The organism is Peribacillus sp. QJM3NY_7, assembly GCF_056173225.1.
Genome location: NZ_CM149663.1, coordinates 3,124,108 through 3,149,068 on the forward strand (window position 1 = coordinate 3,124,108; position 24,961 = coordinate 3,149,068).

A 24,961-nucleotide genomic window follows, 5' to 3' on the forward strand; every position below is an offset into this window, starting at 1 on the left:
TTTATTTCTCCCCCTCATTATTGCGTGTAATTGCTTGAGTCATAATCCGTTGTTGTTCATTTTTATGGACAAGTGGATCTCCCTCAGCCGGGCTTGATCTGCGCTTCCTTCCTATATATGTTACTGAAAGATTGCCAGGAGCCGCTGCATTTAGGCGAGGTTCAACAAATGTCCAAGCACCCATGTTTTTAGGTTCTTCTTGAGCCCAGAAGATTTCTTTAAGATTTGTATATTTTTTCAGGGCTTCTTGAACTCCAGTGAATGGGAATGGATAAATTTCTTCGATACTGATGATTTGCAACCAATCCGTATTTTTTTCAGTTGCCGCTTTTTCACGAAGTTCAACCGCCAATTTACCTGTTGCAAAAACAATGCGTTCAACCGATTTAGGTTTTTTGCCCAAAGCTTTGGTTTCTACGAATGATTCAAACGCACCTTCACTGAATTCTTCTGTTGTAGAAGCCATCACCTGATTACGAAGCATACTCTTCGGTGTCATGATGACAAGCGGACGTACTTGTTCTTGATCCAAAATCTTAGCTTGTCTTCTAAGGATATGGAAGTATTGAGCTGCCGAACTTAAGTTAGCAACTGTCCAGTTGTTTTCAGCTGCTAATTGAAGGAAGCGTTCCAGTCGTGCACTTGAGTGCTCTGGCCCTTGTCCTTCATAACCGTGTGGAAGCAGCATGACAAGACCTGATTTTTGACCCCATTTTGCACGGCCAGCAGCGATGAATTGGTCAAAGATCACTTGTGCTGTATTAGCGAAGTCACCGAATTGGCCTTCCCATAATACAAGTGTCTCAGGTGCAAAAACGTTATAACCATATTCATAAGCCAGAACTGCCGTTTCCGTAAGCGGGCTGTTATGAACAGCGAATGAAGCTTTGGCAGTTTCAAGTGTGTGAAGTGGTGAATATGTTTTTCCATTAACACTATCATGTAACATGATATTACGCTGTGCGAATGTTCCACGCTCTGAATCTTGTCCTGTCAAACGGATTGGCGTGCCGTCACTTAGAATCGATGCAAAAGCCAATGTCTCGGCATGTGCCCAATCGATTTTTCCGTCAGGACCAAAGGAATCCAAGCGGCGTGATAAGATCTTTCCTAATTTTTTATTAGGGGTGAATCCTTCCGGCCATTTAACAAGCTCTTCGTTAATTGTAACAAGTTCTTGTTTCGGAACTGCCGTTTCAATGGCTGGAAGTCCTTTTTCAATAATCCCAGGAGGATTACACTCTTTGGAAGCTTCCGGTTTATTTCCGGAAATTTTCGCATATGCATCTGCAAGCCTTGTATCCACTTGCTCAGCAATCGCTTTAACTTCAGCTTCAGTGAACTCGCCGGATTCAATAAGTTTTTTCCCATAAAGCTCTTTTACGGTTGGATGCTTATGGATTAATGCATACATTTCAGGTTGAGTCACCAATGGCTCATCCATTTCGTTATGGCCGAAACGTCTGTAACCGATCAGGTCGATCAAGAAATCCTTGTTGTATTTTTCACGATATAGGTTAGCAAGGTTCACAGCAGCCATACATGCTTCTGGATCATCTGCATTTACATGCACGATCGGCACTTCGAAGCCTTTTGCCAAATCACTAGCATATAAGGTTGAGCGTGAATCTTCACTTTCCGTTGTAAAACCGATCATGTTATTGGCGATGATATGGATTGCGCCGCCAACTTGATAACCGCGTAAACGGCTTAAGTTAAACGTTTCAGGTACAATTCCTTCACCTGGGAATGCAGCATCACCATGAATCAGGATTGCAAGAGATTTGGAAATGTCTTGCACAGGGAATCCTTTTTCTGTACGGTCTTCTTGAGCCGCACGAGAATACCCTTCCACGATTGGACCGACTACTTCCAAGTGACTTGGGTTATTGGCAAGTGTAATCCTTGCTTTTTGTATATTAGCTTTAGTAATCTGTTTATCCAGACCTAAATGGTATTTAACATCACCTGTCCATCCATTGTTAATGCCTGTCGAACCCTCGGAAGGAACCAAATCTTTATTCGGTGAATGTTGGAATTCGGAGAAAATGACCTCATAAGGCTTTCCTAATACATGTGCAAGCACATTCAAACGTCCACGGTGAGCCATGGCAATATTCACATTACCCGTTCCGTTTTGGACAGTTTGTGAAATCATTTCATCTAAAATCGGAACCATAGCATCCAGTCCTTCAATTGAGAAACGTTTTTGCCCTACATATGTGCGGTGAAGGAATTTCTCGAAACCTTCTACTTCATTCAATCGTTTAAGTAATAGTTCTTTTTTCTCTTTTCCCACTTCCGGGAACATGCTTCCAGATTCGACCATATCAGTAAGCCATTGCTTTTCATCCAAGTCATTAACATGATGAAATTCAAAGGCTATCGTTTTTGTATAGAGTTGTTTTAGGTATTGTACGGCTTCGTATCCGTCTTTCACGTCTTCAGGTGATTCCGGACAAATAAAGTCAGCCGGTATTTTCCTTAAATCATCTGCAGTCAAGCCATATTTTTCAAAGTGAATTTGTTCAGTATCCAGAGCTTCTTCTTTTAAAGGATAAATATTTGCAGCAAGATGCCCGTATGCACGGATATTTTCAGCTAACTTCACTGCAGACATAATTTTCTTCATTGGAAGAACTTCTCCAGTTTGTACAGTTGATGCACTTACAGTCGTTGTTTCTGCCGATACATCGAATGAAGGAGGACCTGCTACTTCAAAAAAGTTTTTCAGTTCCGGATCCACTTCTTCCGGGTTGGCTAGAAATAAATCGTATTGCTCCATGACATACCCAAGGTTTGGACCCGAAAAAGCTTTCCAGCGGTCTAATACCTTAGAATCATTGATGGTCATTTTGTAAACCCCCAAATTTTTCTCATAATTTTTTTCATTCCGTTTTATCCATCCCCAAATTTCTTTCTTCTAATTTTCCCCAAATATAGGATATATATAAGATATATAATAAATAACTTGGTTATTGAATAATAAAATTTTAAAGGATAAAACGTTTTCAGATGTTATATTAACATGTTTTTGTCGAAATATCCAAAGGTTAAACCACTTTATACAACCTTTTTTCAACTATATTTCTGCTTAATTCGTCAAAAATCGCTTTTAACTGTCTTTTTTGCTCATTTAAGTCTTTTTTTCGCTAAAAAAAGATTTTTGTATTTTTGTATAATGATTATTTTTCAGGTAAATTTAACTAGTTTGAAAACCCTTTCAGCTCACTCAAACTTCCAGGCTGTTAAACTTAGATTGCCATATTGAAAGCTTCTGTGCAGAAGAGCCGCTTTTTTATTGTCATCCCCTGAGCCCATTGCGATGACCAATGGAATGAAATGCTCTTTGGAAGGCACAGCCTCTGTACTGTAAGGGGCGATATTTTCATAATTGAACAAAGATTGCAAATCCCATTTCATGATTTTTTCTTCGACCCAGTTCTCAAACTCGATTGCCCATCCCTCTGCAACATGCATATCTTCCTGAATATGTGTGAAATTATGGACAATTCCACCGCTTCCTATGATCAGGACATTATTTTCCTTTAATTCCCTTAATGCTTTCCCAATTTCATACTGCTTGTCCAATGGCAGCGAAGGACTAATGGACATAGATACGGTCGGGATATCAGCTTCTGGGTACATGATATGCAAAAGCCCCCATGCTCCATGATCCAGGGGGCGCCTTTCATCAAGTTCCCCCAATACATCTATCCTGGACAATAAGGTTAAAATTCGATCTGACAGCTCCAGGCATCCCCTCGCAGGATATGTTATCTGAAATATTTCTTCAGGAAATCCAGCAAAATCGTAAATGACTTCATGCTTCCCCACTGCAGAAATCATTTGATCTTCATTTTCCCAATGTGCTGACAAAATAACGATGGCAGCAGGTTTCTTCATAGTTTGCATATACTCCTTCAAAAAAAGAGTATAGCTATTCTTTTCCAAAGCTAATAGCGGTGTTCCATGTGATAAAAACAATGATGGCATCATAGAGACGATAAATCCTTTCGCATTGTAATCTCAATATCCTATACCTTAATTTACTATAGTTAAACAATGTGTTCATCAATTAAATTGCATTTTCGGCGTAGTCTCATCAATAGTATCAAAGGTATATCCTTCTTTTTTAAGGAATTCAATTATATCAGGCAACGCTTTTACTGTATTTTTCATACTATTGATATCATGCAATAAGATATTAACATGCTTTTGATTTTTCGTCCCTTTTTGTACAGCAGAAATGATTTGTTGTTCACTTATTGACGGACTGAAGCCATCTGTCGAGTCAATGGACCAATCAAAATAAATATACCCTTTTTCCTTTAGTTGTTGAAGGATTCCATTGATGATTGGTTTCGTTGACGCCTGATGCCGCAGCTGATTATTCGAGCCGCCAGGAAGGCGCACAATACGGCTTTTTATCCCATATTCCTCTTGCAGCATGGTTTCAAGTCTATTCAAATCTTGAAAGAAACTCTCAGTCGACCGATAAACGATGGAATAATCATGTGTATAAGAATGAAGGGCGATCGAATGACCGCGGGATATCATTTCCTGATAACATCTCTTTGCGTATGGTTCTTCGTTACCTTTAACGAAAAATGTGGCCTTAACATGATAGCGATCCAAAATATTCAAAATCTCCATGGTATTCAAGGATGGTCCGTCATCGAAGGTCAAATAAGCGATTTTCTGATTCACCTTACTTTTTAGCAACGGTGTCATCTCTTCGGGAATAACTGCATGTACTTGAATGTTTTGCACATCCACATCAGACAAAATAATAATGAGAGAACTCGCCATGACAAGAATTAATTTTAGCATCTTCTTCATAGGTGCTGCATCCCCTTCCTTTTGACCATTAAGGTGTACCAGTTAAGGGGTTTCATGCGCAATAAGGCAGCGGTAAAAAATACCGCTGCCTTATTAAATGAAGTTATCGATCGACATTAAAGTAACGAGCTTCAGGATGTGCAAAAACAATGGCTGAAACGGAAGCCTCTGGTTCCATCATGCATCCTTCAGTCAATTCCACGCCAATATCTTGAGGTTGCAGCAGGCGGAATAGCTTCTCCTGGTCTTCCAGATTAGGACAAGCAGGATAACCAAATGAAAACCTTTGCCCGGTGTACTTAGCTGCAAACCGCTCTTTCATGGACATATCAATCGGATCGCTTATACCTAAATCATCCCGCATTAATTGATGGATTCTTTCCGCGAACCCTTCAGCTGTTTCAAGAGCAAGTGATTGAAGGGCGTGATTTTTCAAGAAATCACCTTCAAGTTTCAGTTTTTCTGCCCATTTTCTGATTCCTTTTCCGGCAGTGACCAGGAAGAAACCAACATAATCCATTTGCCCGGAGGAAATCGGTTTTGCGAAGTCCGCTAAACAAAGATGCGGATTCGTATCTTGCCGGGGGAATTCGAAAGTTTCCAAAACCTCATGATGATTGTCCGGGTTGTATATAAATAGCTTATCTCCTTCGCTTTGAGCAGGGAAAAATTGATAAACTGCATGCAAACCATAATCCGGTTCCGTCTTTAGGAATTCGATCAATTCGTCTACGAGATCATTGAGCTGCACTGCTTTTTCATTCCCTTGCTTAAGCAATTCGGTAACTTTGCCTTTTAACCCCAAATGATGACCAATCAGCATTTGCCTATTTATATATGGCTGGACGACATCCAATGGATAGTTTTTCAGGACGTGTCGTTTGATGTCACGCGGTGTTTGAACAGGAACATCGCTTAAAGGAGCCGCTGTGGACTGCTTACGAACAGGTTTTTCCAATGTGGCAGCAATGGCGGCATTCGCTTTCGATCTTTCTCGTTTCTCGACCAACTCTTCCAAGTACACCACTTTTTTGTCGGCGTCATGTAAAATATTCGTTACCGCCAAACCATCCATCGCATCTTTGGAATATAAAACCGGCCCTTCATATTCAGGTGAAATTTTAAAATCGGTGAATTTACGGGATAATGCTGCCCCTCCAACTAAAATTGGGGTATCTATTCCCGCTTGCCTTAAATCCTGTGCGGTTAAAACCATTTGCTGTGCAGATTTGACAAGTAACCCAGATAGGCCAATGATGGTTGGCTCATGTTTTCGAACCTCTTCAATGATTTGTTGCGGTGCGACCTTTATTCCCAAATCAATGACTTCATAGCCGTTATTGGAAAGGATGATATCCACTAGATTTTTCCCGATATCATGCACATCTCCCTTGACGGTCGCCAACAGGATTTTCCCTTTCTTAGCACTATCTTCAGCGTTTTCCATAAGTGGTTCAAGGTGAGCTACAGCCGCCTTCATCGCTTCAGCACTCTGAAGCACCTCTGCGACAATAAGTTGGTTGTCATTGAACAGCCGCCCCACTTCACTCATCCCATCCATCAATGGGCCATTGATGATTTCCAATGGGGTATCACCGCGCTCTATCGCTTCATTTAAATCATCAATCAATCCTTCTTTCGTTCCTTCGATAATATAGTTACCAAGACGTTCGTCCAATGGCAGGATCACACCATCATCCTTCTTCTCCGCTTTTTTTCCACGATAAAATTCGGTAAAAATCGCTAAAGTTTCAGTTGATGTCTCAAACAGGAGTGCCTCCGCCAATTTCACTTCCTCATCCGATATCAAGGCGAAACGTTCAAGTTTTTCTGTATTCACGATAGCATAATCGAGACCCGCTTTTGTACAATGGTAAAGGAAAACGGCATTTAATATTTCCCTTCCCCTCTCCGGCAGACCGAAAGAAACGTTGGAAATTCCAAGTATCGTCAGGCATTCCGGAAACTTTTCTTTAATCGCCTTTATTCCATTCACCGTCTCCAATGCAGATCCAATATATTGTTCATCCCCAGTGCCTACAGGAAATACCAGCGGATCAAAAATGATGTCATTTTTGTTTAGACCGTACTTATTGACGAGCAAATCCACAGACCGCGTAGCCACTTCCAATTTCCGTTCAGCATCAACAGCCATCCCAATTTCATCAATGGTTCCCACGACAACGGCAGCACCATATTGATGGACTAAGGGTACTATTTTTTCAAAGCGCTCTTCACCATCTTCAAGGTTTATGGAATTTATGATCGATTTTCCTTGTGAATGTTTTAATGCTTGTTCAAGTACGACTTCATCCGTAGTGTCGATGACCAATGGGACTTTCACTTTTTTGACGACCTCTTCTACAAATTCCTTCATGTCGCCAAGCTCATCCCCATCAGGATCGGCAAGACAGATATCAATGACATGGGCGCCTTTCTTTACCTGGTTACGTGCAATTTCGGCAGCTGGCTCGTAATGCTTTCCACGTATCAGCTCCTTGAATTTTCGGGAACCGATAACATTCGTTCTCTCCCCTACGAATAAAGGACGCATTGAATCATCATAAATTAGCGGCTCTATCCCTGATACGGCATGACCATGGGCAGCTTCCATAATTGTACGGGGCTTCATGCCTTCGAGTACCCTGGAAAGTTCTTTAATATGTTCTGGTGTCGTGCCACAACATCCGCCAATAATATTGACCCATCCCTTTTCGGCAAATTGCTTCATTTTCTCTGCCAGGGATGTAGGTGATTCATGATAGTGGCCTTCTTCATCAGGTAGCCCGGCATTCGGATAACAGCTGATGGCGCTATTTGATATATCTGCAAGTGTCCTGATATGGTCTATCATGAATTCCGGCCCTGTTGCACAATTAAGGCCGACAGCTACGGGTTTCATATGTTCAACCGATAAATAAAAAGCTTCTATGGACTGGCCTGCAAGTGTCGTGCCCATCGGTTCGATTGTTCCTGATATGATGACAGGCACATCTTTTCCCGTTTTAGCGAATGCTGCTTTGATTCCAGAAAAGGCAGCCTTGACATTAAGCATATCCTGACAGGTTTCCACCAACAGCAAGTCTACCCCGCCATCCAAGAGACCCAGTGCCTGCTCTTCATAAGAATCTGTTAAAACATCAAAAGTCGTTCCGCCCGTTACGGAAAGCGTTTTTGTAGTGGGGCCCATCGATCCAGCTACATATCTTGGCCATTCATCATTGGAATATTTTTCACAAGCTTTAACGGCAAGCTCAGCTGAAATTTTATTTAGCTTGTAGGCAATCGTACTTATTTGGTATTCCTCAAGGACGATGCTGGTCGCTCCAAAGGTATTTGTTTCTATGATATCTGCGCCCGCTGCTAAATATTTTTCATGAATGGATTGGATGATTTCCGGTTGCGTCAGTGATAAATATTCATTGCAGCCCTCGAATTGTTCCCCACCAAAATCGTCTGCTGTCAAATCCTCCGCTTGAAGCATCGTTCCCATCGCCCCATCAAGTAGGAGAATCTTAGAATTCAACTGATCTTGTATCGCTTTTTTATTCATGTACTTTCCACCTCTGATGTCTGTTTACTATCGACTTTTCTAATATATTTCGTAAGTTCCGCCGTCATTTCATAGCGAAGGAATGGAGTGATTAAATATATGCCCTTGAATTTTTCCCTAGCCGCGTCCACCAGTTCCCGCGCGATATTCACCCCTTCAATCCTTGACTTTACAGGGTCATCCCCCGCTAGAGCCATGGCCCTTCTAACATTATCAGGCAATTTGATGCCTGGGATTTCATTATGGATGAATTCGGCGTTCCGGGTGCTTGTCAACGGCATGATACCGATGAAAATCGGGGTTTCCAGATGTTTTGTCGCTTCATATACTTCTTCGATTTGCTCCACGGAATAAATTGGCTGTGTCAAAAAGGATTGAGCACCGCAGGCAATCTTCTTTTCCATTCTAAGTACGGCTTTATCCAGATATTTCACATTGGGATTAAAAGCTGCCGCAATTTTAAAATTTGCCCGTTGACCCAAACTTTGACCGGAATAGGAAAGACCTTCATTAAATTGTTTGACCATGCTTATCAGGTCAAAGGAAGATAAATCATAAACCGAAGTGGCACCCGGGAAGTCCCCAATTTTTGAAGGGTCTCCGGTGATGATCAATAATTCGTTCAGCCCCACCGTCTGCAGACCCATTAAATGTGACTGCAGGCCAATCAAATTTCGATCACGGCATGTTATATGCACCATCGGTTTTATATTCAATTGGTTCTTCAGTAAATTAGCCAGTGCATCATTCGATATCCTCGGTGAGGCAAGTGAATTATCCGCTAATGTTATGGAATCGACCCCTGCTTTTTTCAAAACTTCAGCACCACTCATGAAGCTCTCTATCCCTAGCTTTTTCGGTGGATCAAGCTCAACAAGAATCGTCCGTTCCGTTTTGGCTTTTTCGTAAAGGGGAAGTTCCAATTCTCTATCGTTCACTTCAATTACTTCTATTTCACGGGATTTCGTAAATTTCTCTTTCACGGGAGCCAAACTTCCAATTGCATGCTTTACAGCTTGAATATGCAGTGGAGTCGTTCCACAGCACCCTCCTATGATCGCGGCGCCTTGCTCACGAAGTTCCAGGGCACTAGAACCGAAATATTCCGGGACAGCTTTATAAACGAGCCTCCCATCGACATAATCCGGCAGGCTGGCGTTAGGGTAAATGGCAATCGATGCTTGCTTTGGCAAACTCACTTCTTCCAAGGCCCGAATCATATGATGTGGTCCAAGGCGGCAATTCACCCCAACCACATCGGCACCCAATTGCTCAAGTTTTTGAAAGGCATCATTTAAATGGATTCCATTTTGAAGATTACCCAGTTCATGCATCGAAACATTTGCGATGATCGGGAGTCCAGATTCAAATTTAACGATTTTCAGCACGGTCTCCAGTTCTTCCAGGTCATAAAATGTTTCCAGGAGGATCCCATCAGGGTTTTCCATCAACAAACTGTATAGCTGTTCACGAAAACCTCGCTTTATCTCTTCCATGCTTAAATCCGATTTCCTGATCCCCCGCTGTGCCCCTATGGTACCGAAGACATATGCCTTTCCTTTTGCTGCTTTTTTAGCAAGAATGACTCCCTGACGATTGATTCTGCTCACTTCACCTTCAAGTCCATGCCGTTTCAATTTGTTGAAGTTGGCCCCGTAAGTATTCGATTGAAGGATATCTGCACCAGCTTCCAGATAGGCTCTGTGGATGTACTCTATTTTATCTGGGTTCGTGCAGTTTAATTCCTCATAACATTGATCGATGCCATAAGAGTAAAGCAAGGTCCCCATTGCCCCTTCCCCAACCAGCATTCTTTCTTTCACTTCTTTACGAAAATTCATTATTACACCCTCTCCCAAAAACAATCCTGTTTTTGTCGTTTTCTATAGAGTATGAGAGAAAAGAAAAAAAACCTTCTCAAAGAAGAAGGTTTTTTGAAACATTCTCCTCATCTATCAAGCTCTGCTTGCTGGATTTAGCACCTTTGCCTAAGCTGGTTGCTGAGGTTTCTTCGGGCCAGTCCCTCCACCTCTCTCGATAAGATCCATTTATATAATTTTCATAAGATTTCAAAATTTGATTATATTTAATTTACATTAATAGTCTGTCAATTTCAATACCTGATCGACATTTTTTTCACTTTTGCAAAAATCATTCAATCTTTTGCTGCTTGAACCCTCTTCAAGATCCTTTGTTTCCAGTCTTCCGCTAACGAGTCTAGTGTAAGTATAGCCTTAGCACCTTCAAGCCCATCCCGTTTATGAAGGATGACCTCTGCTGCGTAATGGACAGAAATTTTTTCTTGTAGACGATCTATCAGCACAATCTCGTTTTGTTTATTTATCGTTCCTTCTTGAAGTACTCTTGCAAAATAACCAGTGAAACTCGTTTTCAGCACGTGTTCCAAAAACTTAGGTTCTTGATTGAAGAGGGAAATGGTCGAACAAGGTATCCTCCCTTGGTTAATTTGAACAATCACATCGCCTATTTGATAAATATCGCCGATATATGTTGTTTCTTCCTTCATCCCCGCTATAGTTAAATTTTCACCGAATGCAGGGATATCCAGCTCTTTAGAGAATTTTTCATTCCATAATGAATAATGCTCAAATGGGTAAAAGCACAAAGCCCGATCAGGACCTCCATGGAACTTTACATTACCGACACCATCACCGATTATGCCAGCTTTAGTCACTTTCAAATTATCCTGTGCTTGTTTATCCATGGCTGAAAAGATATCAATATTCGAAAAAATTTCATGTTTCGGCTTCCCCGCATGTAGTGATTTGATTTTCCCATTTTCCATTTTGCATCTTCCATTCATATTAAATTTATATCGTCCTATATGTATAAATTATACTAAAAGTCCATTTTATTCAGTACCTTTTTATATGTATATGAAATGAAAAAGCCATATGCGGCGTTAATGGGCTAAATATCATTGATTTCCAGAAAAATTCATAGGTTAGTTTCAGTAATTTAGTTGCTATTTCAGAATTAAATATGGTAGAATATGAACACAATATATAGTCGAAAACTACAACCGTTCGCCTATATGTTGATTTTCACGATTGAATTCCTCATTGTCGCTCTTTAGGGAGCGAATTTTTTTTGCTTTCGTTAATATCCACTAATTTCCTGTAATTCCATTCAGTTTCTTGCATCGTGATCGACTCACCTATTTGTACTTTCCTTCCCTCTTTATCAAGACCTTTTCATCTTATTAGAAGCCTGATTCCTTGCAAAAACAAGCAGAAAGCCGAGCGACATCATCCGTCTTCCGCTCAGCTTCCTGTTTACGCTTGTTTCTTTTTTTTCGGTGCCGCTTTCTTTCGGGTCGTCTTTTTCTTTTCCGGTTCATCATGTTTTGTACGGTCTATGGATGCTTGTAGTGCCTCCATTAAATCAGTTACATTGTTGGAAACTGGTTCTTTTGTTTTCGCTGTAATCGTCGTCTGACCCGTTTTCTTTGATTCAATCAATTCTAGTAACGCGGTTCGATAGTCATCGGTGTATTTTGTCGGATCGAAAGTAGTCGTTAATTGATCTATCAATAATACGGCAGTATCGATTTCTTTTTTTACAATGGTATCATTGGCAGGGATATTCGGAACATCCGCTGTGGAGCGGACTTCATCCGGATAATGAATCGTTTCCATAACCAAGGTATTATCAACGACTCGGATTACCGCCATTTGTTCTTTGGAGCGAATGATGATTTTTGCCAACCCAACCTTATTCGATTCCTTGAGGGCCTGCCTCAAAAGGGAATAAGCTTTTATCCCCCCGTCATTTGGGGACATGTAATAACTCCGGTTAAAATAAATAGGATCTATTTCTTCAATTTTAACGAAATCCACGATTTCCACGGCTTTTTCTTCGTTTTGTTTTTTCAGTTGTTCTAGTTCATTGTCTTCCAATACAACAAACTTTCCCTTTGTATACTCAAAAGCGCGGACTATATCATCCTTCCCCACTTCTTTCTCGCATACTGGACAAACCTTTTCGTATTTAATCGGTGTATGACATTCCTTATGCAACGTCCTTAAAGATATATCCTTATCCTCCGTTGCAGCATGAAGTTTGATCGGAATGTTCACCAAACCGAATGATATGCTCCCCTTCCACATCGTATGCATATTCGTCACCTCATAACTTATTTTTGATGAGAAGAACAATTTTATTATTCCCCTTTGTTCAAAAAAAACCGAAAAAACAATTGCCAACTCTAACACTTCGTTTTTTTGGCAAAATAATGTTATCAATTATTTGCGGAGGTAAATACAAAAATGAAACCGATGCTGCCTACCTATTACCCTGAAGCCCCCAACTCCAATGATTGGCGTTATGAAGTCAAGTATGACGGCTTTAGGGCTATTTTAACGATAGACTCCGATACCATAAGCATTTCGAGTCGAAATGAAAAGGAATTATCACCTCAATTCCCAGAAATCATTGCTTACATCAAAGACCTGGACCTGGAAGGTTATCTCCCGCTTCAATTAGATGGAGAATTGGTCTGGCTTACGAATCAGGCGAAAGCGGACTTTTTTCAAATACAGTGGCGAGGACGCCTTGGGAAACTATCCTTAATTTCAGAAAATGCCCGTTTTTCCCCGTGTCGGTTTATAGCGTTTGACCTGCTTCGCATCAGCGGAAAAGACATAGCAGATAAACCTATGGTGGAACGAAGGGAATTGATGTTGAATATGGGGGGAAAACTCGGTCTTCCTATACCTCCTGATCCCACCGATAAGGCTTTGATACAATTAATAGAGAGTTTTGACGTTTTGGATATTGCCTTGAATAAGGTCACCTTGTTAGATGGCGAAGGGATTGTCGCCAAGGAAACTCGGGGTGCTTGGCAAGAAGGAAGACGTACAACATCTTGGATTAAGGTGAAAAATTGGAAGACCGTTTCTTGTTTCATCACAGCATTGCACAAAGAAAATGGCTACGTTTCCCTTGCAGTATTGAAAGAAGGTGCCGTAACGAAAATTGGAAGTGTCAAAAATGGACTGAGTGCTAGAGATAAAAGTATATTGCATCAATTGATCAAGCAAAATGCATCAGACGAAGACGCACAATTTTTTTATATCCACCCATCCATTTGCATTGAAGTTCAATTCTTGCACGTTTATGAGGAAAATGAATTGCGTGAACCTCAGTTTTCCCAGTGGCTTTTACAAACTTCTCCCGACGAATGTACCTGGGAGAAATTCGTGCTAGGCCAATATACATTTCCAGATACTGTACAAATAACTTCCAGGGATAAACCGCTTTGGAAAACAGAAGGTAAACAGGTGGTAAAAGTAGAATATCTTCATTATTTACGGGAGGTTTCAGCTTTCTTCTTACCCTTCTTGAAGGATAAGCTTCTTACCACGATCCGCTATCCTCATGGAACTTTGGATAAAGAAAGATTTTTCCAAAAAAACAAACCTGATTATGCGCCGAACTTTATAAAAACGTTCATGGATGAGGATATCGAGTATATGCTGTGTAACGACATTGAAACTCTCCTTTGGTTTGGTAATCAACTTGCATTGGAATTTCATGCCCCATTTCAGAAAGCCGGTAAAACAAGACCCGACGAAATCGTCCTGGACTTGGATCCTCCTTCCATCGAATATTTCTCGCTTGCGGTAAAGGCTGCACAGGAAATAAAAAAGGTGATGGAATCATTAAGGATTAAAGCTTTTGTAAAAACTTCAGGTAACAAAGGACTGCAAATTCACATCCCTCTGCCTGAAGACAGATTTACTTATCAGGAGACTCGCATATTCACTGACTTTCTAGGTGATTATTTAACAAGTTCCAATCCGAATGATTTTACAACGGAAAGAATGAAAATAAATCGGCATAATCGACTTTACTTGGACTTTGTGCAGCATAGTGAAGGAAAAACCATCATTCTTCCTTATTCCCCACGGGGAAATTCTTTCGCTGGTGTGGCTACACCTTTGTTTTGGGAGGAAGTGAACGAAAGTCTCCAGTTAAAGGACTTTACGATTGAAACCATACCAAACAGAATAAAAAGGGACGGGTGTGCGTTTATGGATTACCGACTGGTGGATAATGGACCAGCCTTTTTGGAAGTATTGTCGTTCCTAAAACAAAAAAAGACCAATAACTAATTGGTAAGATGGAAAGTTGCTCTAGAAACGCGCTTTCCGCGGGCGGTTTTTGCTTTGATGCAGCTTGGCAGACAGTCGAGCGGTTAGGGAGCGGACTTCTGAAATTAACTCGAACATTATTTTTGAAGGTTAGTAATTCTGATCGTTGATTTCCACACCAGGCACTCGCTTGCCCGGGCGGTCCGCCCTCGGCGCTGGCCTGCGGGGTCTCCCTTGGACTCGCTTTTCCCGCAGGAGTCTCGCGCCTTCCGTTCCAATCAACTTAGTGTATTAAAAGAAAAAACTGCTGGCTCGTCTTATTCCGAAACCTATTTAAGACTAGTTTATCCTTCAGTTTTTTTTATGTAACCCTTAATGGATGGAAGAAATTTGCGACACTCCTGCCGAATAACTGGCTAGTCGAGACCCCACAGGTTCTTTTAGCCGAGGAGGCTTGGCAGACAGTCAGCTGAAAGCGAGCGGATCTTTGAAATCAACTGCAACTTTTTTCAAATAAGAAAACTGCAGGAAAACTCGTTTTTTCGAGTTCGCCTGCAGTTTAAAAATTTCATAATAATTTTGTTCTCAAATAACTTTGCACTTCATCCTGCAGCTTGGCATATAAGCTTGTTTCCAATTCAAAATCCTCTTTTTCAAGCATTTCAAATTTTTCAGGTTGATCTAAGTCCATTTCAATCGATACTTTGAATTCATAGGTTGCATTCCCGATTAAATCAATTGAATACGTTTGGCTTTCTACATCATGGTGGACTACGCATTTAACTTTTCCGCCGTTATTGTAGACAGATATTTCACTTTCCAACGCGTTTAACCCAACAGAGCATGTTACTAGGCTAGAAGCCGACATCGCCGTTCCACATGCATTCGTGAAGCCTACTCCACGTTCGAATGTCCGCACATAAATGCTCCCTGGTTCCAACTCTTTCACAAAGCTGACATTGACACCATCAGGGAAAAGTTCATTCGGTTGATTGACCTTTGTTGAAAGTTTTTCCTGCAAATCACTTTGTAAAACATCACTATCGACAAGTGTGATCAAATGTGGATTTGGAACCGCCAATGCCGAAAATAAAAGGGTATCATGCAGTTCCGGCAATGTTTCGTTTTGCAGCTGTTCTTTAGCCAATACAAGAGGTAGATCCTTCACATTAAAACTTACCGGTGAAATTTCCACCTTGAAAGTCGGAATGCCCTCATAAATATCTTCCGTTTTTTCGACTAGTAAATTTGCCTTCATGGTTTCCACGATCATTTTATCTAGCCCCAGAACGTCGTTCGCGTAACGTGCAACACAGCGAAGTCCGTTGCCGCACATCGAGGCTTCCGATCCATCCGCATTAAAGACACGCATCCGGCAATCAGCATGTTCACTTTTCATTACGAACAAAATACCATCCGCTCCGAGCCTCTCCCGATTGCATAGGGCCTTCGCGAAATTTTTCCGCTCTTCTTCCGTAAACGTCAGGGTCGTAGTCAATTCATCAATTATCAAGAAATCATTTCCTGAACCATGGCTTTTTAAACCTTCAATAATCATCCTGTCACATCCTCTAATATGCTGCTTGTCATTTATCATTTTTTTAATATTCTATATCATAGCATTTTGAAGATGGATGTGTCATCGCGTAAATCACATTAAATCCATTTTTTTCGACGAAAAAACCAATAAGAAGAGCGGTTGGAATAAGAATTAACTCATTCCAACCGCTCTTTTGAATTTTAACCGATCATACCAATGATGAAATAGACGATAAACATTCCGGCACTCACATACATCGGGGCTGACACTTCTCTCGCTTTTCCGGTTACAAGCTTCAAGAATGGGTACAGGATGAAACCGAATGCCATTCCATCGGCAATACTGTATGTGAAAGGAATGATCGTGATGATCATGATTGCAGGTATGCTCTCGGTTAAATCACTGAAATTCAGCTTTTTTATGTTTCCGAGCATCAAAATGCCAATGATAATCAAGATGGGGGCAATGGCGCTATCAGGGATCACTTTAATCACCGGTATAAATAACAGTGATAGGATGAATAGCACGCCCGTCACCACTGAAGTAAGACCAGTCCTGCCTCCTGATGCGATTCCTGCTGCCGTTTCTACTGTTGCGACGGTAGGACTCGAACCGAATAAGCCTGATAATAGAACGGACACACTTGTCGCCTGCAGCGACTTTTTATAGGCATCCTGGCGGTTGATACTGTCTACATGCCCGTGTACAAGACCAATATTTTCAAAAACAAGAACCATCGTCATCGCAAATACACTTATCCAGAATTCAATCCGGTTCGCTTCCAAGAACGATAATGAAAAGAAGAGATCGCCGTAGGAAGCTGTGTTAATGCCTGAAAAATGGATTTCCGATAGTTGAACCGTCCCGAACCAATAGGCAATAAGGCTGCCTGCCAGGATGGTTATCATGAAATTACCGGGGATATTCTTGATGAACAGCGTGATTGCCAGTAAAAAGGTCAACACCGTTGCAAACACCGCTGGATCGCTTAAATCTCCCAGTGCGACGATTGATGATGAACCTCTTGTGATGATCCCGCCCTTTTCAAGTCCGATCAGCATCAAGAATAAGCCAAGACCAACAGATATGGCTTCTTTTATCGAACTTGGAATCGAATCACTGATGATTTTGGAGTATTTTGTAAAAGCGATGATTACAAAAATTACCCCTGAGACAAACACAGCACCAAGAGCCGATTTCCATGATAGACCCATTCCTTGAACCATGGTATAAGCAAATAGGGCATTGACGCCCATTCCTGGAACGAGAAGGATTGGGACATTCGCCCAAAATCCTATCATGACACAGCTTAAAGCAGATAAAAGAATCGTGGCAATCACTGCACCATTAATCGGTATACCCGCTTCCGATAAAATCAGGGAATTCACGATGAGAATATAGACTATCGTAAAATAGCCGACCACTCCAGCAAGGATTTCACGTTTTCCATTCGTTCCATAGTCGGAAAAATGAAAAAACGTTTCCAAGTTTAATTTCTTCATGTTGTATCCTTATCAAATTTATCCCTCGCCCACCCGTTTGTATTAGTGACAAACTACACTTGGCGATTTTAACAAAAAAAAGGATAAAAATAAATAGCAATGATAAAAATTTGAAAAAAACTGTCGGAAATGCTCCCGACAGCCTCGATGAATATATTATTTTTGTTCTTGCGAATACCCATCTACTACCAATTCCAGCTTCCCTGTATCAGGCGAAATGATTAGACCATGCACAGGAATATTTTTAGGAATCAATGGATGTCCTTTAATCACTTCGACGCTGTTCTTACAACTTTCATAAACATCATCAAATCCGCGAAGCCAACTGCGGATATCGATTCCTGCAGCTCCCAGTGTATCGATGGTGCTCTTCGGTATATCACGTTCGATCATCTTGTCCATTACAGCATCGGCATCGACTGATGCCATCCCGCAGTCATGGTGAGGTATGACCAATACTTCATCTGCCTTTAGCTCATAAATAGCAACAAGGATACTCCGCATGACACTGCCGAATGGGTGGGAGACGATTGCCCCGGCAGTCTTCAGGATTTTGACATCACCATTTTTGACATTCAAGGATTTTGGCAATAGTTCAACGAGCCGAGTGTCCATACAGCTTATGATGACCATACGTTTCTCAGGAAACTTATCCGTCCTATACTTAACATATTCACCTTTTTCTACAAACTGTTCATTATAATCCAGAATCTCATTAAGTAAACTCATAGTTACCACCTTTTTATTATGTATTTAATCTATGTATCTCCTATTATTATATCAGGTATTTAAAAGATTTGCTAAAGGGGAACCGTAGTCAATTTGAACGATGATTCAGCGTGGCTGCACAGAACCCAAAGACAATGATTTTAGGAATTTCAGCAACATTTGATGAAAAAGAAAGTATGGGTGTATTAGTCTTGAATCGTTTCCCCCACTCCAAAGGCATCCAGCCTTCTTGGTATGAAGCGATCTTTTCCCCGTCTTTTGTGGCAATCTCGAAAGAATTTACACTTCCCGGAGTTTCAATTTGCATCCATTCCGTACCATCTTCCTTATAGATCATTCCATTTACCTTCACGAATGACCGATTTTCTTGATACGATCCAATAATGCCGCCCTGATCATCCAGGATCGTCATTTTATTGAAAAGCCCCCTTTTGATATGGTACTTAGCCAGCAAACGCCCCTCATGGTCCACCAGTTCATATCGCTTGGCCATTAGCATCGACAAGAAATTGGGAATCATCCACATGAACCACCTCATATTCAAATCACGTACCTCGCCCATTAGTGACCCATCGGGCGCAAAGAGAAGCAGTCGCAAAGTCGGTGCTGGCATAAAAGTCAATAAAACATGTTCATTTTTTAATAACCCGGCATTCGTCCCGATATGTTCTTCAGGCAATTCCTTCATTCTATTTTCATATATACGATGACTGACAAATTGAGCAATGCTAAAGAAAATAAAAGGAGAAGTTATCAATAATATATTGCCCGGAATCATCGCAAAAATATGGCAAATGAAAAAAACAACGGCCAAAACAAGAGATACCCAAGATGCATGAAAATTTGAATTGCTCGTTTTCTGATAATATTCACGTATATTCATATCCCGCTTTGCTCCTCACTCCTTACAAGAAAGATTACCGCCTTTAATGCGGCCATTGATTAGCAATACCACAATCCGCCCGGATCCGCTTCCTAAATGTGCAGGGAAGCAGTTATCATAATACTTTATTCGCTTTAATGTGATCTATTCCCTTTTTAATGAAGGGCAATTCCCAACACGGTCCAAATAAAAAAGGACTCTGCATTGAACGGAATCCTATTGTAGCACTAGATTTTTCTTAATGTCTTTTTACTGTTTTCCTTTTTGGATTGAAGGAAATTTGCGACACTCCTGCCGAAAAACTGGCTAGCCGAGACCCCACAGACGCTTGCGTCGAGGAGGCTTGGCAGAAAGTCGGGGGAAAGGGAGCGGATTTCTGAAATCCACTGGAATTATTAAAAGAAACAACTGCAGGTTCGTCTTATTCCGAACCCTATTTAAGACTAGTTTATCTTTCATGTTTTTCCCTGTACTCCTTAATGGATGGAAGAAATATGCGACACTCCTGCCGAAAAACTGGCTAGCCGAGACCCCACAGACGCTTGCGTCGAGGAGGCTTGGCAGACAGTCGGCGGAAAGGGAGCGGATTTCTGAAATCCACTGGAATTATTAAAAGAAAAAACTGCAGGTTCGTCTTATTCCGAACCCTATTTAAGACTAGTTTATCTTTTATGTTTTTCCCTGTACTCCTTAATGGATGGAAGAAATATGCGACACTCCTGGCGAAAAACCGGCTAGCCGAGACCCCACAGACGCTTGCGTCGAGGAGGCTTGGCAGACAGTCGGCGGAAAGGGAGCGGATTTCTGAAATCCACTGGAACGTTTTTCAAATAAAAAACAGCAGACAAACTCGCTTTTCTTCGAGTTTGCCTGCAGTTCTCAAAGGACTCCGAATGAACGGAATTCTTTTACATCATTCTATAATATCCTGAAAATCAACGGGAATCGATAATCCGTTCCTTCGTAAGCCCTAACAGCAGCAATGATGGTGAATACGACTAAAGCTATCCCGATTACCGGCAATAGCAAGAATCCAACCAATACTATAGTGAGTATCCCTGCGACTATTGAATACACGGTGTAGGAAATGAAAAAATTCAAATATTCCCTTCCGTGGTAATCCACAAATTGTGACGAGTCCTTCTTCAATAACCAAATCACCAAAGGACCGATAAATGCTGTAAAAAAGCTGATCACATAAATAAGGGCAGCAAACACTCTTTCATCTTTACTAGGCATAGTGTCTTCTCCTCCTTTCTCATATAAATATTTACGAATCAAATGAAAAATAGTTTCATTTTTCCTCTCATTATATTCGAAAGAAGGTAAATCTGGACTGCCTTTTCTTGATATCACCACTAAAATCCGGACATGTTCATCCGTCTTGTGCATACAGTTTAAATAATGGATTGTCCTATACCTTCTAGAATGGAGTGATGTTTTTTTGCTGAATGAATTTCAAGCCTTCATCCTTGGGATCATTCAAGGCTTGACTGAGTTTTTACCTATTTCAAGCACTGGACATTTATATTTAGGTCGGCATATTTTCCACCTTGACGAGGCGGGCATTTTTCTGGATACCATGCTCCACATCGGAACCTTGCTGGCATTATTGGTCGTTTATAAGAAGGACATAATTGCCATTTTGAAAAATCCTTTCTCCAAAATGACTCTGCTTCTCATTGCTGGGACGATTCCTGCCGTGATTGCCGGCATTTTACTTGGTGATTGGTTTGACGGCCTTTCAAAAACAGGTGTGACCATAGGCTGGGAATTTTTAGCGACCGGACTGATTTTATGGGTAGCCGACGGTGTAAGAAAAGGCGGCAAATCCCTTAATGAAATTTCGATTAAAGACGCGCTGATCATCGGTACTTTCCAAGCTGCTGCCATCATGCCCGCTCTTTCGCGCTCCGGCTTAACGATAGCAGCTGGCCTCTTCTGCAGGCTGGATAGGGCCACTGCAGCCTATTTTTCCTTTTTGCTTTCCATTCCTGCCATTACGGGGGGCATCGTATTTCAGATGAAACCGATTTTTACAGGAGAAGTTGAACGGCTTCCACTCACTGCGCTTTTCGTCGGGACCCTGTCAGCAGCAATCTTTGGTTATATAGCTGTAGTATGGATGATCGATTTCTTAAAAAAGCGTTCACTTAAAATATTCTCCATCTATGTATGGGCCCTTGGCGCAATCATTTTATTCATGCAATTTACAGGTAAATTTTAAAGAAAAAAACGGGTGAAACAATCAGTTTTTCATGGAAGAATGCAGACGTTTGCCTAAAGATTTCACCCTTCAAGAAAAAGTTGAAATTTGACGAAAAAAAAAGGCAAAAAACCTATTCCCAAAGCGTTTTTTTTTTAGTATTATACCTTCGTAAGGTTCTTTAGATTTGCATACTTTCTGACAATAAAAATAGGGAAGGCAAATGGTGCGCCACCGGTTTCCGGTTCTAGTGGGTTCGATTCCCACCCCGAAATTTTTTGATGAACGACTTGAAAAATTTCGAGGGTGGGCAGCGACTACGCATAAGAACTGCCCTCAAACGGAGGGACGGAAATGTTAAAAAAGAGAGATTTCACAGATTGTTTTTCTCTTTATGAACAAATGACGCATCCAGATGTCTTCCCTTTCGTGCGCCATAAGGTAGATTCATATGAAGAATATGTTTTCATTACTAAGCAAACGATCGAAGCCGAAGATGCTGGGCAACTCATTTCACGAACAATCTTGGATGAATGGGAAAATCCCATCGGTTGTATTTCTTTATACGATATTGAAAATGGTGCAGGTTTCTTAGGTACATGGCTTGGCAAGCCTTATCATGGAAAAGGGTATAATGCCATCGCAAAAGACGCTTTCTTCAAAGAGCTTTTTTTCGAGCTCGGTTTGGAAACGGTCTTCATGCGAATTCGCAAAAAAAATATCCGCTCCATAAAAGCCGCAGAAAAGCTTCCCTATGCCGTCATTGCCAACGAAACAAGAAAATCCCTTTATGATCAGATCAATCATGAGGGAGATATCTACGATCTGTATGAAATCCCTAAAGATTTATACACCTTTCATATCCTTAGACAGCATGATGATGACGAACAGCAGTTACTTGAAGCATAGAGCGAAGAACATTTCAATTATGCTTTGTTTATCCTTTCATATAATGGCCGGAGCTTCCATACCTGGAAAGCTCTTTTTTCCAGTTTCACAGGATGTTAAACATAGATTGCTGCAAATCCCTATTCTTTTTAGGGATATTTTTTTATAATGAATACAATTGACCAATTCAATAATATATTCAAAGCGTCATTGAAAGGACTTAATCATGAGAAAAATATTTGCTTTTATCGTGCAGCTTATCTTCCTGCTCATCATTTGCAAGCTTGGCTATTATTTAGCCAATTTACTTCACTTACCTATACCAGGTAACGTCATCGGCATGATTCTGTTATTCGGTTTATTACAGACGAAGGTCATAAAAGTCGAATGGATTGAACTTACATCAGGATTTTTGGTAAAGCACCTAGCCTTTTTCTTCATTCCCATTTCAATCAGCTTAATGACCATGGGATGGCTTTTCATTGAATTCGGTTTGCCTTTGGCACTTACCTTAGGTATAAGCCTGATATTTGGATTCATCGTTTCAGCATGGACCGTTCAGAAGCTATCCAACAGAGGAGAGGTTAAACAGCATGACAGCGTTCATCACAACATATAGCATCTTGATAACCATCCTTGCCTATTTCATCGGAAGGAAAATATATGCTAAACACCCATCCCCTTTTACGACGCCCGTATTTTTCAGTACGGTTACAATTATTCTCGTACTGCTGATCAGCGGTTTGGACTTCGAGGATTATTCACCTGGAAAAGACATCATTACCTATTTCCTGGGACCAGCTACCGTTGCTCTGGCCGTACCACTTTATAAAAACAGAAAAATAATCGTTAAATATGCAATGCCGGCTATTAGCGGGATGATTTTTGGTCTCCTTGTCACATTGATCATTGCCTTCGCCATCGCTAAAGCATTTTCACTTCCACCATTCATATTCCAAGGATTGGCGGTTAAATCCATTACAGTGCCAATCGCGGTTGAAATCACGGAACTTTATGGCGGGAATTCTAATATATCAGCTGCCTTCGTCATTTTGACAGGGGTGCTGGGTACGATGATCGCTCCAAAAATGATGGATAAACTAAACATTACAATGCCCTTCGCACGTGGTATCGCCTATGGTACGATCGCCCATGGACTTGGAACCGCTCAAGCTGCCCAGGAAAGTGAGTTTACCGGGGCTGTCGCAGGTGCGGCAATGGCTATCGCAGGTATCCTCATTTCCTGTTTCTTTCCTTTTATAAGTAATTTCCTATAAAAAGAACCGCAACGTCAACGCGTTGCGGTTCTTTTTATGATTATTTTTTTTGCAGATCCTCGTATAAACGCCTTAGAATATAAGTCTTATACAGCTCCAGCTTTCTTTTTTCAATTGGATGATAGCTAATCCCTGCGGCTTTTAGCTGCTGAATGAACCATCCTTTGGAATACTCATAAGCCATTCTACCCCCTCCTCTGTTCGAAAAAGATATGCTGCATAGAGGGAAATGATACTTATTTTTTTGCAGCCATTACTTTAAGCAGTAATTCATACATTTCAGCTGCCGTTTTGAATGGCCGTTTTTGACGCATCTTCTCTTGATATTCATCCGATTTTTTCAATAAATCCCCTAATGTAGTATTAAAAATCCGATCATTCAGCTCTTCTTCTTGGAGGACTTTACAAAAACCCTGTTTTTCAAAACTTGACGCATTCAGGATTTGATCTCCCCGGGATGCATTGGCACTTAGAGGGATAAGCAGCATCGGCTTTTGCAAACCAAGGAATTCAAAGATAGAATTTGAACCAGCCCTTGACACAACGACATCGGCAGCCGCCAAAAGATCGAATAATTCTTCGTGCACGAATTCAAAAGGAGCATATCCCCTTTGTTTCAATTCGGTTTTCACATTTCCCTTCCCGCAAATGTGTATAATCTGATAATCCTTTAATAAGGCATCAAGGTTATCTGTAATTAAATTATTGATTTTAACGGCCCCAAGGCTTCCGCCCATAACGAGTAACACCGGTTTGTTTTTCGTGAATCCACAAAATGCTTTACCAGCAGAAGCGTTTCCCGTAAAAATGCCATCGCGTAATACAGCGCCAAGATACATGGCCTTCTCTTTTGGAAGTTCTTTTTCCGTTTCTTGGAAGGTAGTGAAAATTTTCGATGCAAGTGGCATCGCGATCTTATTAGCCAGACCAGGCGTATAATCCGATTCATGTATGGCAATCGGAATCCTAAGCATCCTGCCTGCCAAAACGACTGGAACCGAAACGAAACCACCTTTAGAAAAAATGAAATCAGGCTTGGTCTTTTTTAATATTTTTCGTGCATCAAAAATCCCTTTTATGACCCGGAAAGGATCTTTCATATTTTCAACAGATAGGTAACGCCGGAATTTCCCAACGGAAATCGTTTCATAACGGACCTCGGGAAATTCCGTTTCGATGATATTTTTTTCAATGCCTTTTTTTGAACCAATATAAGTAACATCCCAATCATGCTTTAAAAATTCCGGGATGATTGCTGCATTAACAGATACATGACCGGCAGAACCGCCTCCGGTAAATACTATTTTCTTAGTCAATATTTCCACCTTCCAAACTTAAAAAATCACTTTGCATCCATATTACCATATATCCTTGCCATTAATAACTTGAAAAAGTATTCAGTGAACCGAAATCCCCCATGATGTA

Annotated in this window: 19 protein-coding genes and 1 riboswitch; of the genes, 5 read left to right on the forward strand and 14 right to left on the reverse strand. The window is 41.0% G+C overall.

Going from position 1 to position 24,961, the window contains the following annotated elements:
- Nucleotide 1: 1 nt before the first annotated feature.
- The 7 genes from AC0VX1_RS14900 to ku form a co-directional block, all read right to left on the reverse strand.
- Nucleotides 2–2,854 (reverse strand): 2-oxoglutarate dehydrogenase E1 component, encoded by a 2,853-nt coding sequence (locus tag AC0VX1_RS14900; RefSeq protein ID WP_475467746.1) that lies wholly within the window; start codon nucleotides 2,852–2,854, stop codon nucleotides 2–4.
- 374 nt (nucleotides 2,855–3,228) lie between these two features.
- Nucleotides 3,229–3,999 carry a dioxygenase family protein gene (locus tag AC0VX1_RS14905; RefSeq protein WP_034307426.1) on the reverse strand — a complete coding sequence of 257 codons (771 nt, stop codon included), beginning with the start codon at nucleotides 3,997–3,999 and terminating at the stop codon, nucleotides 3,229–3,231.
- 75 nt (nucleotides 4,000–4,074) lie between these two features.
- Nucleotides 4,075–4,842 (reverse strand): polysaccharide deacetylase family protein, encoded by a 768-nt coding sequence (locus AC0VX1_RS14910; protein ID WP_475467748.1) that lies wholly within the window; start codon nucleotides 4,840–4,842, stop codon nucleotides 4,075–4,077.
- A 103-nt stretch (nucleotides 4,843–4,945) separates the two neighbouring features.
- Complete coding sequence (gene metH / locus AC0VX1_RS14915) at nucleotides 4,946–8,395, reverse strand: methionine synthase (RefSeq protein ID WP_475467750.1); 3,450 nt, start codon at nucleotides 8,393–8,395, stop codon at nucleotides 4,946–4,948.
- Nucleotides 8,392–10,236, reverse strand: a complete 1,845-nt coding sequence (locus AC0VX1_RS14920; RefSeq protein WP_475467752.1) for a bifunctional homocysteine S-methyltransferase/methylenetetrahydrofolate reductase — start codon at nucleotides 10,234–10,236, stop codon at nucleotides 8,392–8,394. Before AC0VX1_RS14920 ends, metH begins: the two co-directional genes overlap by 4 nt.
- 104 nt (nucleotides 10,237–10,340) lie before the next feature.
- A riboswitch (SAM riboswitch) is annotated at nucleotides 10,341–10,439 on the reverse strand.
- A 111-nt stretch (nucleotides 10,440–10,550) separates the two neighbouring features.
- Nucleotides 10,551–11,201 (reverse strand): MOSC domain-containing protein, encoded by a 651-nt coding sequence (locus tag AC0VX1_RS14925; protein WP_400448105.1) that lies wholly within the window; start codon nucleotides 11,199–11,201, stop codon nucleotides 10,551–10,553.
- 490 nt (nucleotides 11,202–11,691) lie between these two features.
- Nucleotides 11,692–12,534 (reverse strand): non-homologous end joining protein Ku, encoded by an 843-nt coding sequence (ku, locus tag AC0VX1_RS14930; RefSeq protein WP_048687774.1) that lies wholly within the window; start codon nucleotides 12,532–12,534, stop codon nucleotides 11,692–11,694.
- A 150-nt stretch (nucleotides 12,535–12,684) separates the two neighbouring features.
- Between ku and ligD the strand changes: the two genes are divergently transcribed.
- Entirely contained in the window at nucleotides 12,685–14,532 is a 1,848-nt protein-coding gene (ligD, locus tag AC0VX1_RS14935) for a DNA ligase D (protein ID WP_475467754.1), read from the forward strand.
- A 547-nt stretch (nucleotides 14,533–15,079) separates the two neighbouring features.
- Here the strand turns inward: ligD and dapF are convergent.
- The 5 genes from dapF to AC0VX1_RS14960 form a co-directional block, all read right to left on the reverse strand.
- Complete coding sequence (gene dapF, locus AC0VX1_RS14940) at nucleotides 15,080–16,069, reverse strand: diaminopimelate epimerase (RefSeq protein ID WP_475467756.1); 990 nt, start codon at nucleotides 16,067–16,069, stop codon at nucleotides 15,080–15,082.
- 182 nt (nucleotides 16,070–16,251) lie between these two features.
- On the reverse strand, nucleotides 16,252–17,553 hold the full coding sequence (locus tag AC0VX1_RS14945; RefSeq protein WP_475467758.1) for an NCS2 family permease: 1,302 nt from the start codon (nucleotides 17,551–17,553) through the stop codon (nucleotides 16,252–16,254).
- Nucleotides 17,554–17,709: 156 nt separating this feature from the next.
- Nucleotides 17,710–18,282, reverse strand: coding sequence for a beta-class carbonic anhydrase (locus AC0VX1_RS14950; RefSeq protein ID WP_048688633.1), 573 nt, complete (start codon nucleotides 18,280–18,282; stop codon nucleotides 17,710–17,712).
- Nucleotides 18,283–18,370: 88 nt separating this feature from the next.
- Nucleotides 18,371–19,165 (reverse strand): hypothetical protein, encoded by a 795-nt coding sequence (locus tag AC0VX1_RS14955; protein WP_475467761.1) that lies wholly within the window; start codon nucleotides 19,163–19,165, stop codon nucleotides 18,371–18,373.
- 918 nt (nucleotides 19,166–20,083) lie between these two features.
- Nucleotides 20,084–20,404: a DUF4870 domain-containing protein gene (locus AC0VX1_RS14960; RefSeq protein ID WP_057277906.1), complete on the reverse strand. Its 321-nt coding sequence runs from the start codon at nucleotides 20,402–20,404 to the stop codon at nucleotides 20,084–20,086.
- Nucleotides 20,405–20,612: 208 nt separating this feature from the next.
- On the opposite strand from AC0VX1_RS14960, the gene AC0VX1_RS14965 reads away from it, so the two are divergent.
- The 4 genes from AC0VX1_RS14965 to AC0VX1_RS14980 all read left to right on the forward strand — a co-directional run bounded on the left by AC0VX1_RS14965 (nucleotide 20,613) and on the right by AC0VX1_RS14980 (nucleotide 23,536).
- Nucleotides 20,613–21,392 carry an undecaprenyl-diphosphate phosphatase gene (locus tag AC0VX1_RS14965; protein WP_098864283.1) on the forward strand — a complete coding sequence of 260 codons (780 nt, stop codon included), beginning with the start codon at nucleotides 20,613–20,615 and terminating at the stop codon, nucleotides 21,390–21,392.
- 333 nt (nucleotides 21,393–21,725) lie between these two features.
- Entirely contained in the window at nucleotides 21,726–22,280 is a 555-nt protein-coding gene (locus AC0VX1_RS14970) for a GNAT family N-acetyltransferase (protein ID WP_057277357.1), read from the forward strand.
- Between the two features lie 205 nt (nucleotides 22,281–22,485).
- Nucleotides 22,486–22,878, forward strand: coding sequence for a CidA/LrgA family protein (locus tag AC0VX1_RS14975; protein ID WP_413024158.1), 393 nt, complete (start codon nucleotides 22,486–22,488; stop codon nucleotides 22,876–22,878).
- Complete coding sequence (locus AC0VX1_RS14980) at nucleotides 22,853–23,536, forward strand: LrgB family protein (protein ID WP_063575899.1); 684 nt, start codon at nucleotides 22,853–22,855, stop codon at nucleotides 23,534–23,536. The genes AC0VX1_RS14975 and AC0VX1_RS14980 overlap by 26 nt, the downstream gene beginning before the upstream one ends.
- Before the next feature lie 40 nt (nucleotides 23,537–23,576).
- Here the strand turns inward: AC0VX1_RS14980 and AC0VX1_RS14985 are convergent, their stop codons facing one another.
- A complete protein-coding gene (locus AC0VX1_RS14985) occupies nucleotides 23,577–23,720 on the reverse strand; it encodes a DUF2639 domain-containing protein (RefSeq protein ID WP_082609322.1) in 144 nt (47 codons plus the stop codon).
- A 52-nt stretch (nucleotides 23,721–23,772) separates the two neighbouring features.
- Nucleotides 23,773–24,861 (reverse strand): undecaprenyldiphospho-muramoylpentapeptide beta-N-acetylglucosaminyltransferase, encoded by a 1,089-nt coding sequence (locus AC0VX1_RS14990; RefSeq protein WP_475467764.1) that lies wholly within the window; start codon nucleotides 24,859–24,861, stop codon nucleotides 23,773–23,775.
- Nucleotides 24,862–24,961 lie beyond the last annotated feature (100 nt).

What these genes read in the sequence shown, in the direction of transcription:
- AC0VX1_RS14955 (WP_475467761.1), bottom strand. Translation starts at nt 19,165, where the DNA reads ATGAATATACGTGAATATTATCAGAAAACGAGCAATTCAAATTTTCAT.
- AC0VX1_RS14925 (WP_400448105.1), bottom strand. Translation starts at nt 11,201, where the DNA reads ATGGAAAATGGGAAAATCAAATCACTACATGCGGGGAAGCCGAAACAT.
- AC0VX1_RS14975 (WP_413024158.1), top strand. Translation starts at nt 22,486, where the DNA reads ATGAGAAAAATATTTGCTTTTATCGTGCAGCTTATCTTCCTGCTCATC.
- dapF (WP_475467756.1), bottom strand. Translation starts at nt 16,069, where the DNA reads ATGATTATTGAAGGTTTAAAAAGCCATGGTTCAGGAAATGATTTCTTG.
- AC0VX1_RS14985 (WP_082609322.1), bottom strand. Translation starts at nt 23,720, where the DNA reads ATGGCTTATGAGTATTCCAAAGGATGGTTCATTCAGCAGCTAAAAGCC.
- AC0VX1_RS14910 (WP_475467748.1), bottom strand. Translation starts at nt 4,842, where the DNA reads ATGAAGAAGATGCTAAAATTAATTCTTGTCATGGCGAGTTCTCTCATT.
- AC0VX1_RS14970 (WP_057277357.1), top strand. Translation starts at nt 21,726, where the DNA reads ATGTTAAAAAAGAGAGATTTCACAGATTGTTTTTCTCTTTATGAACAA.
- AC0VX1_RS14960 (WP_057277906.1), bottom strand. Translation starts at nt 20,404, where the DNA reads ATGCCTAGTAAAGATGAAAGAGTGTTTGCTGCCCTTATTTATGTGATC.
- AC0VX1_RS14950 (WP_048688633.1), bottom strand. Translation starts at nt 18,282, where the DNA reads ATGAGTTTACTTAATGAGATTCTGGATTATAATGAACAGTTTGTAGAA.
- ku (WP_048687774.1), bottom strand. Translation starts at nt 12,534, where the DNA reads ATGCATACGATGTGGAAGGGGAGCATATCATTCGGTTTGGTGAACATT.
- AC0VX1_RS14900 (WP_475467746.1), bottom strand. Translation starts at nt 2,854, where the DNA reads ATGACCATCAATGATTCTAAGGTATTAGACCGCTGGAAAGCTTTTTCG.
- AC0VX1_RS14980 (WP_063575899.1), top strand. Translation starts at nt 22,853, where the DNA reads ATGACAGCGTTCATCACAACATATAGCATCTTGATAACCATCCTTGCC.
- AC0VX1_RS14920 (WP_475467752.1), bottom strand. Translation starts at nt 10,236, where the DNA reads ATGAATTTTCGTAAAGAAGTGAAAGAAAGAATGCTGGTTGGGGAAGGG.
- ligD (WP_475467754.1), top strand. Translation starts at nt 12,685, where the DNA reads ATGAAACCGATGCTGCCTACCTATTACCCTGAAGCCCCCAACTCCAAT.
- AC0VX1_RS14905 (WP_034307426.1), bottom strand. Translation starts at nt 3,999, where the DNA reads ATGATGCCATCATTGTTTTTATCACATGGAACACCGCTATTAGCTTTG.
- AC0VX1_RS14945 (WP_475467758.1), bottom strand. Translation starts at nt 17,553, where the DNA reads ATGAAGAAATTAAACTTGGAAACGTTTTTTCATTTTTCCGACTATGGA.
- metH (WP_475467750.1), bottom strand. Translation starts at nt 8,395, where the DNA reads ATGAATAAAAAAGCGATACAAGATCAGTTGAATTCTAAGATTCTCCTA.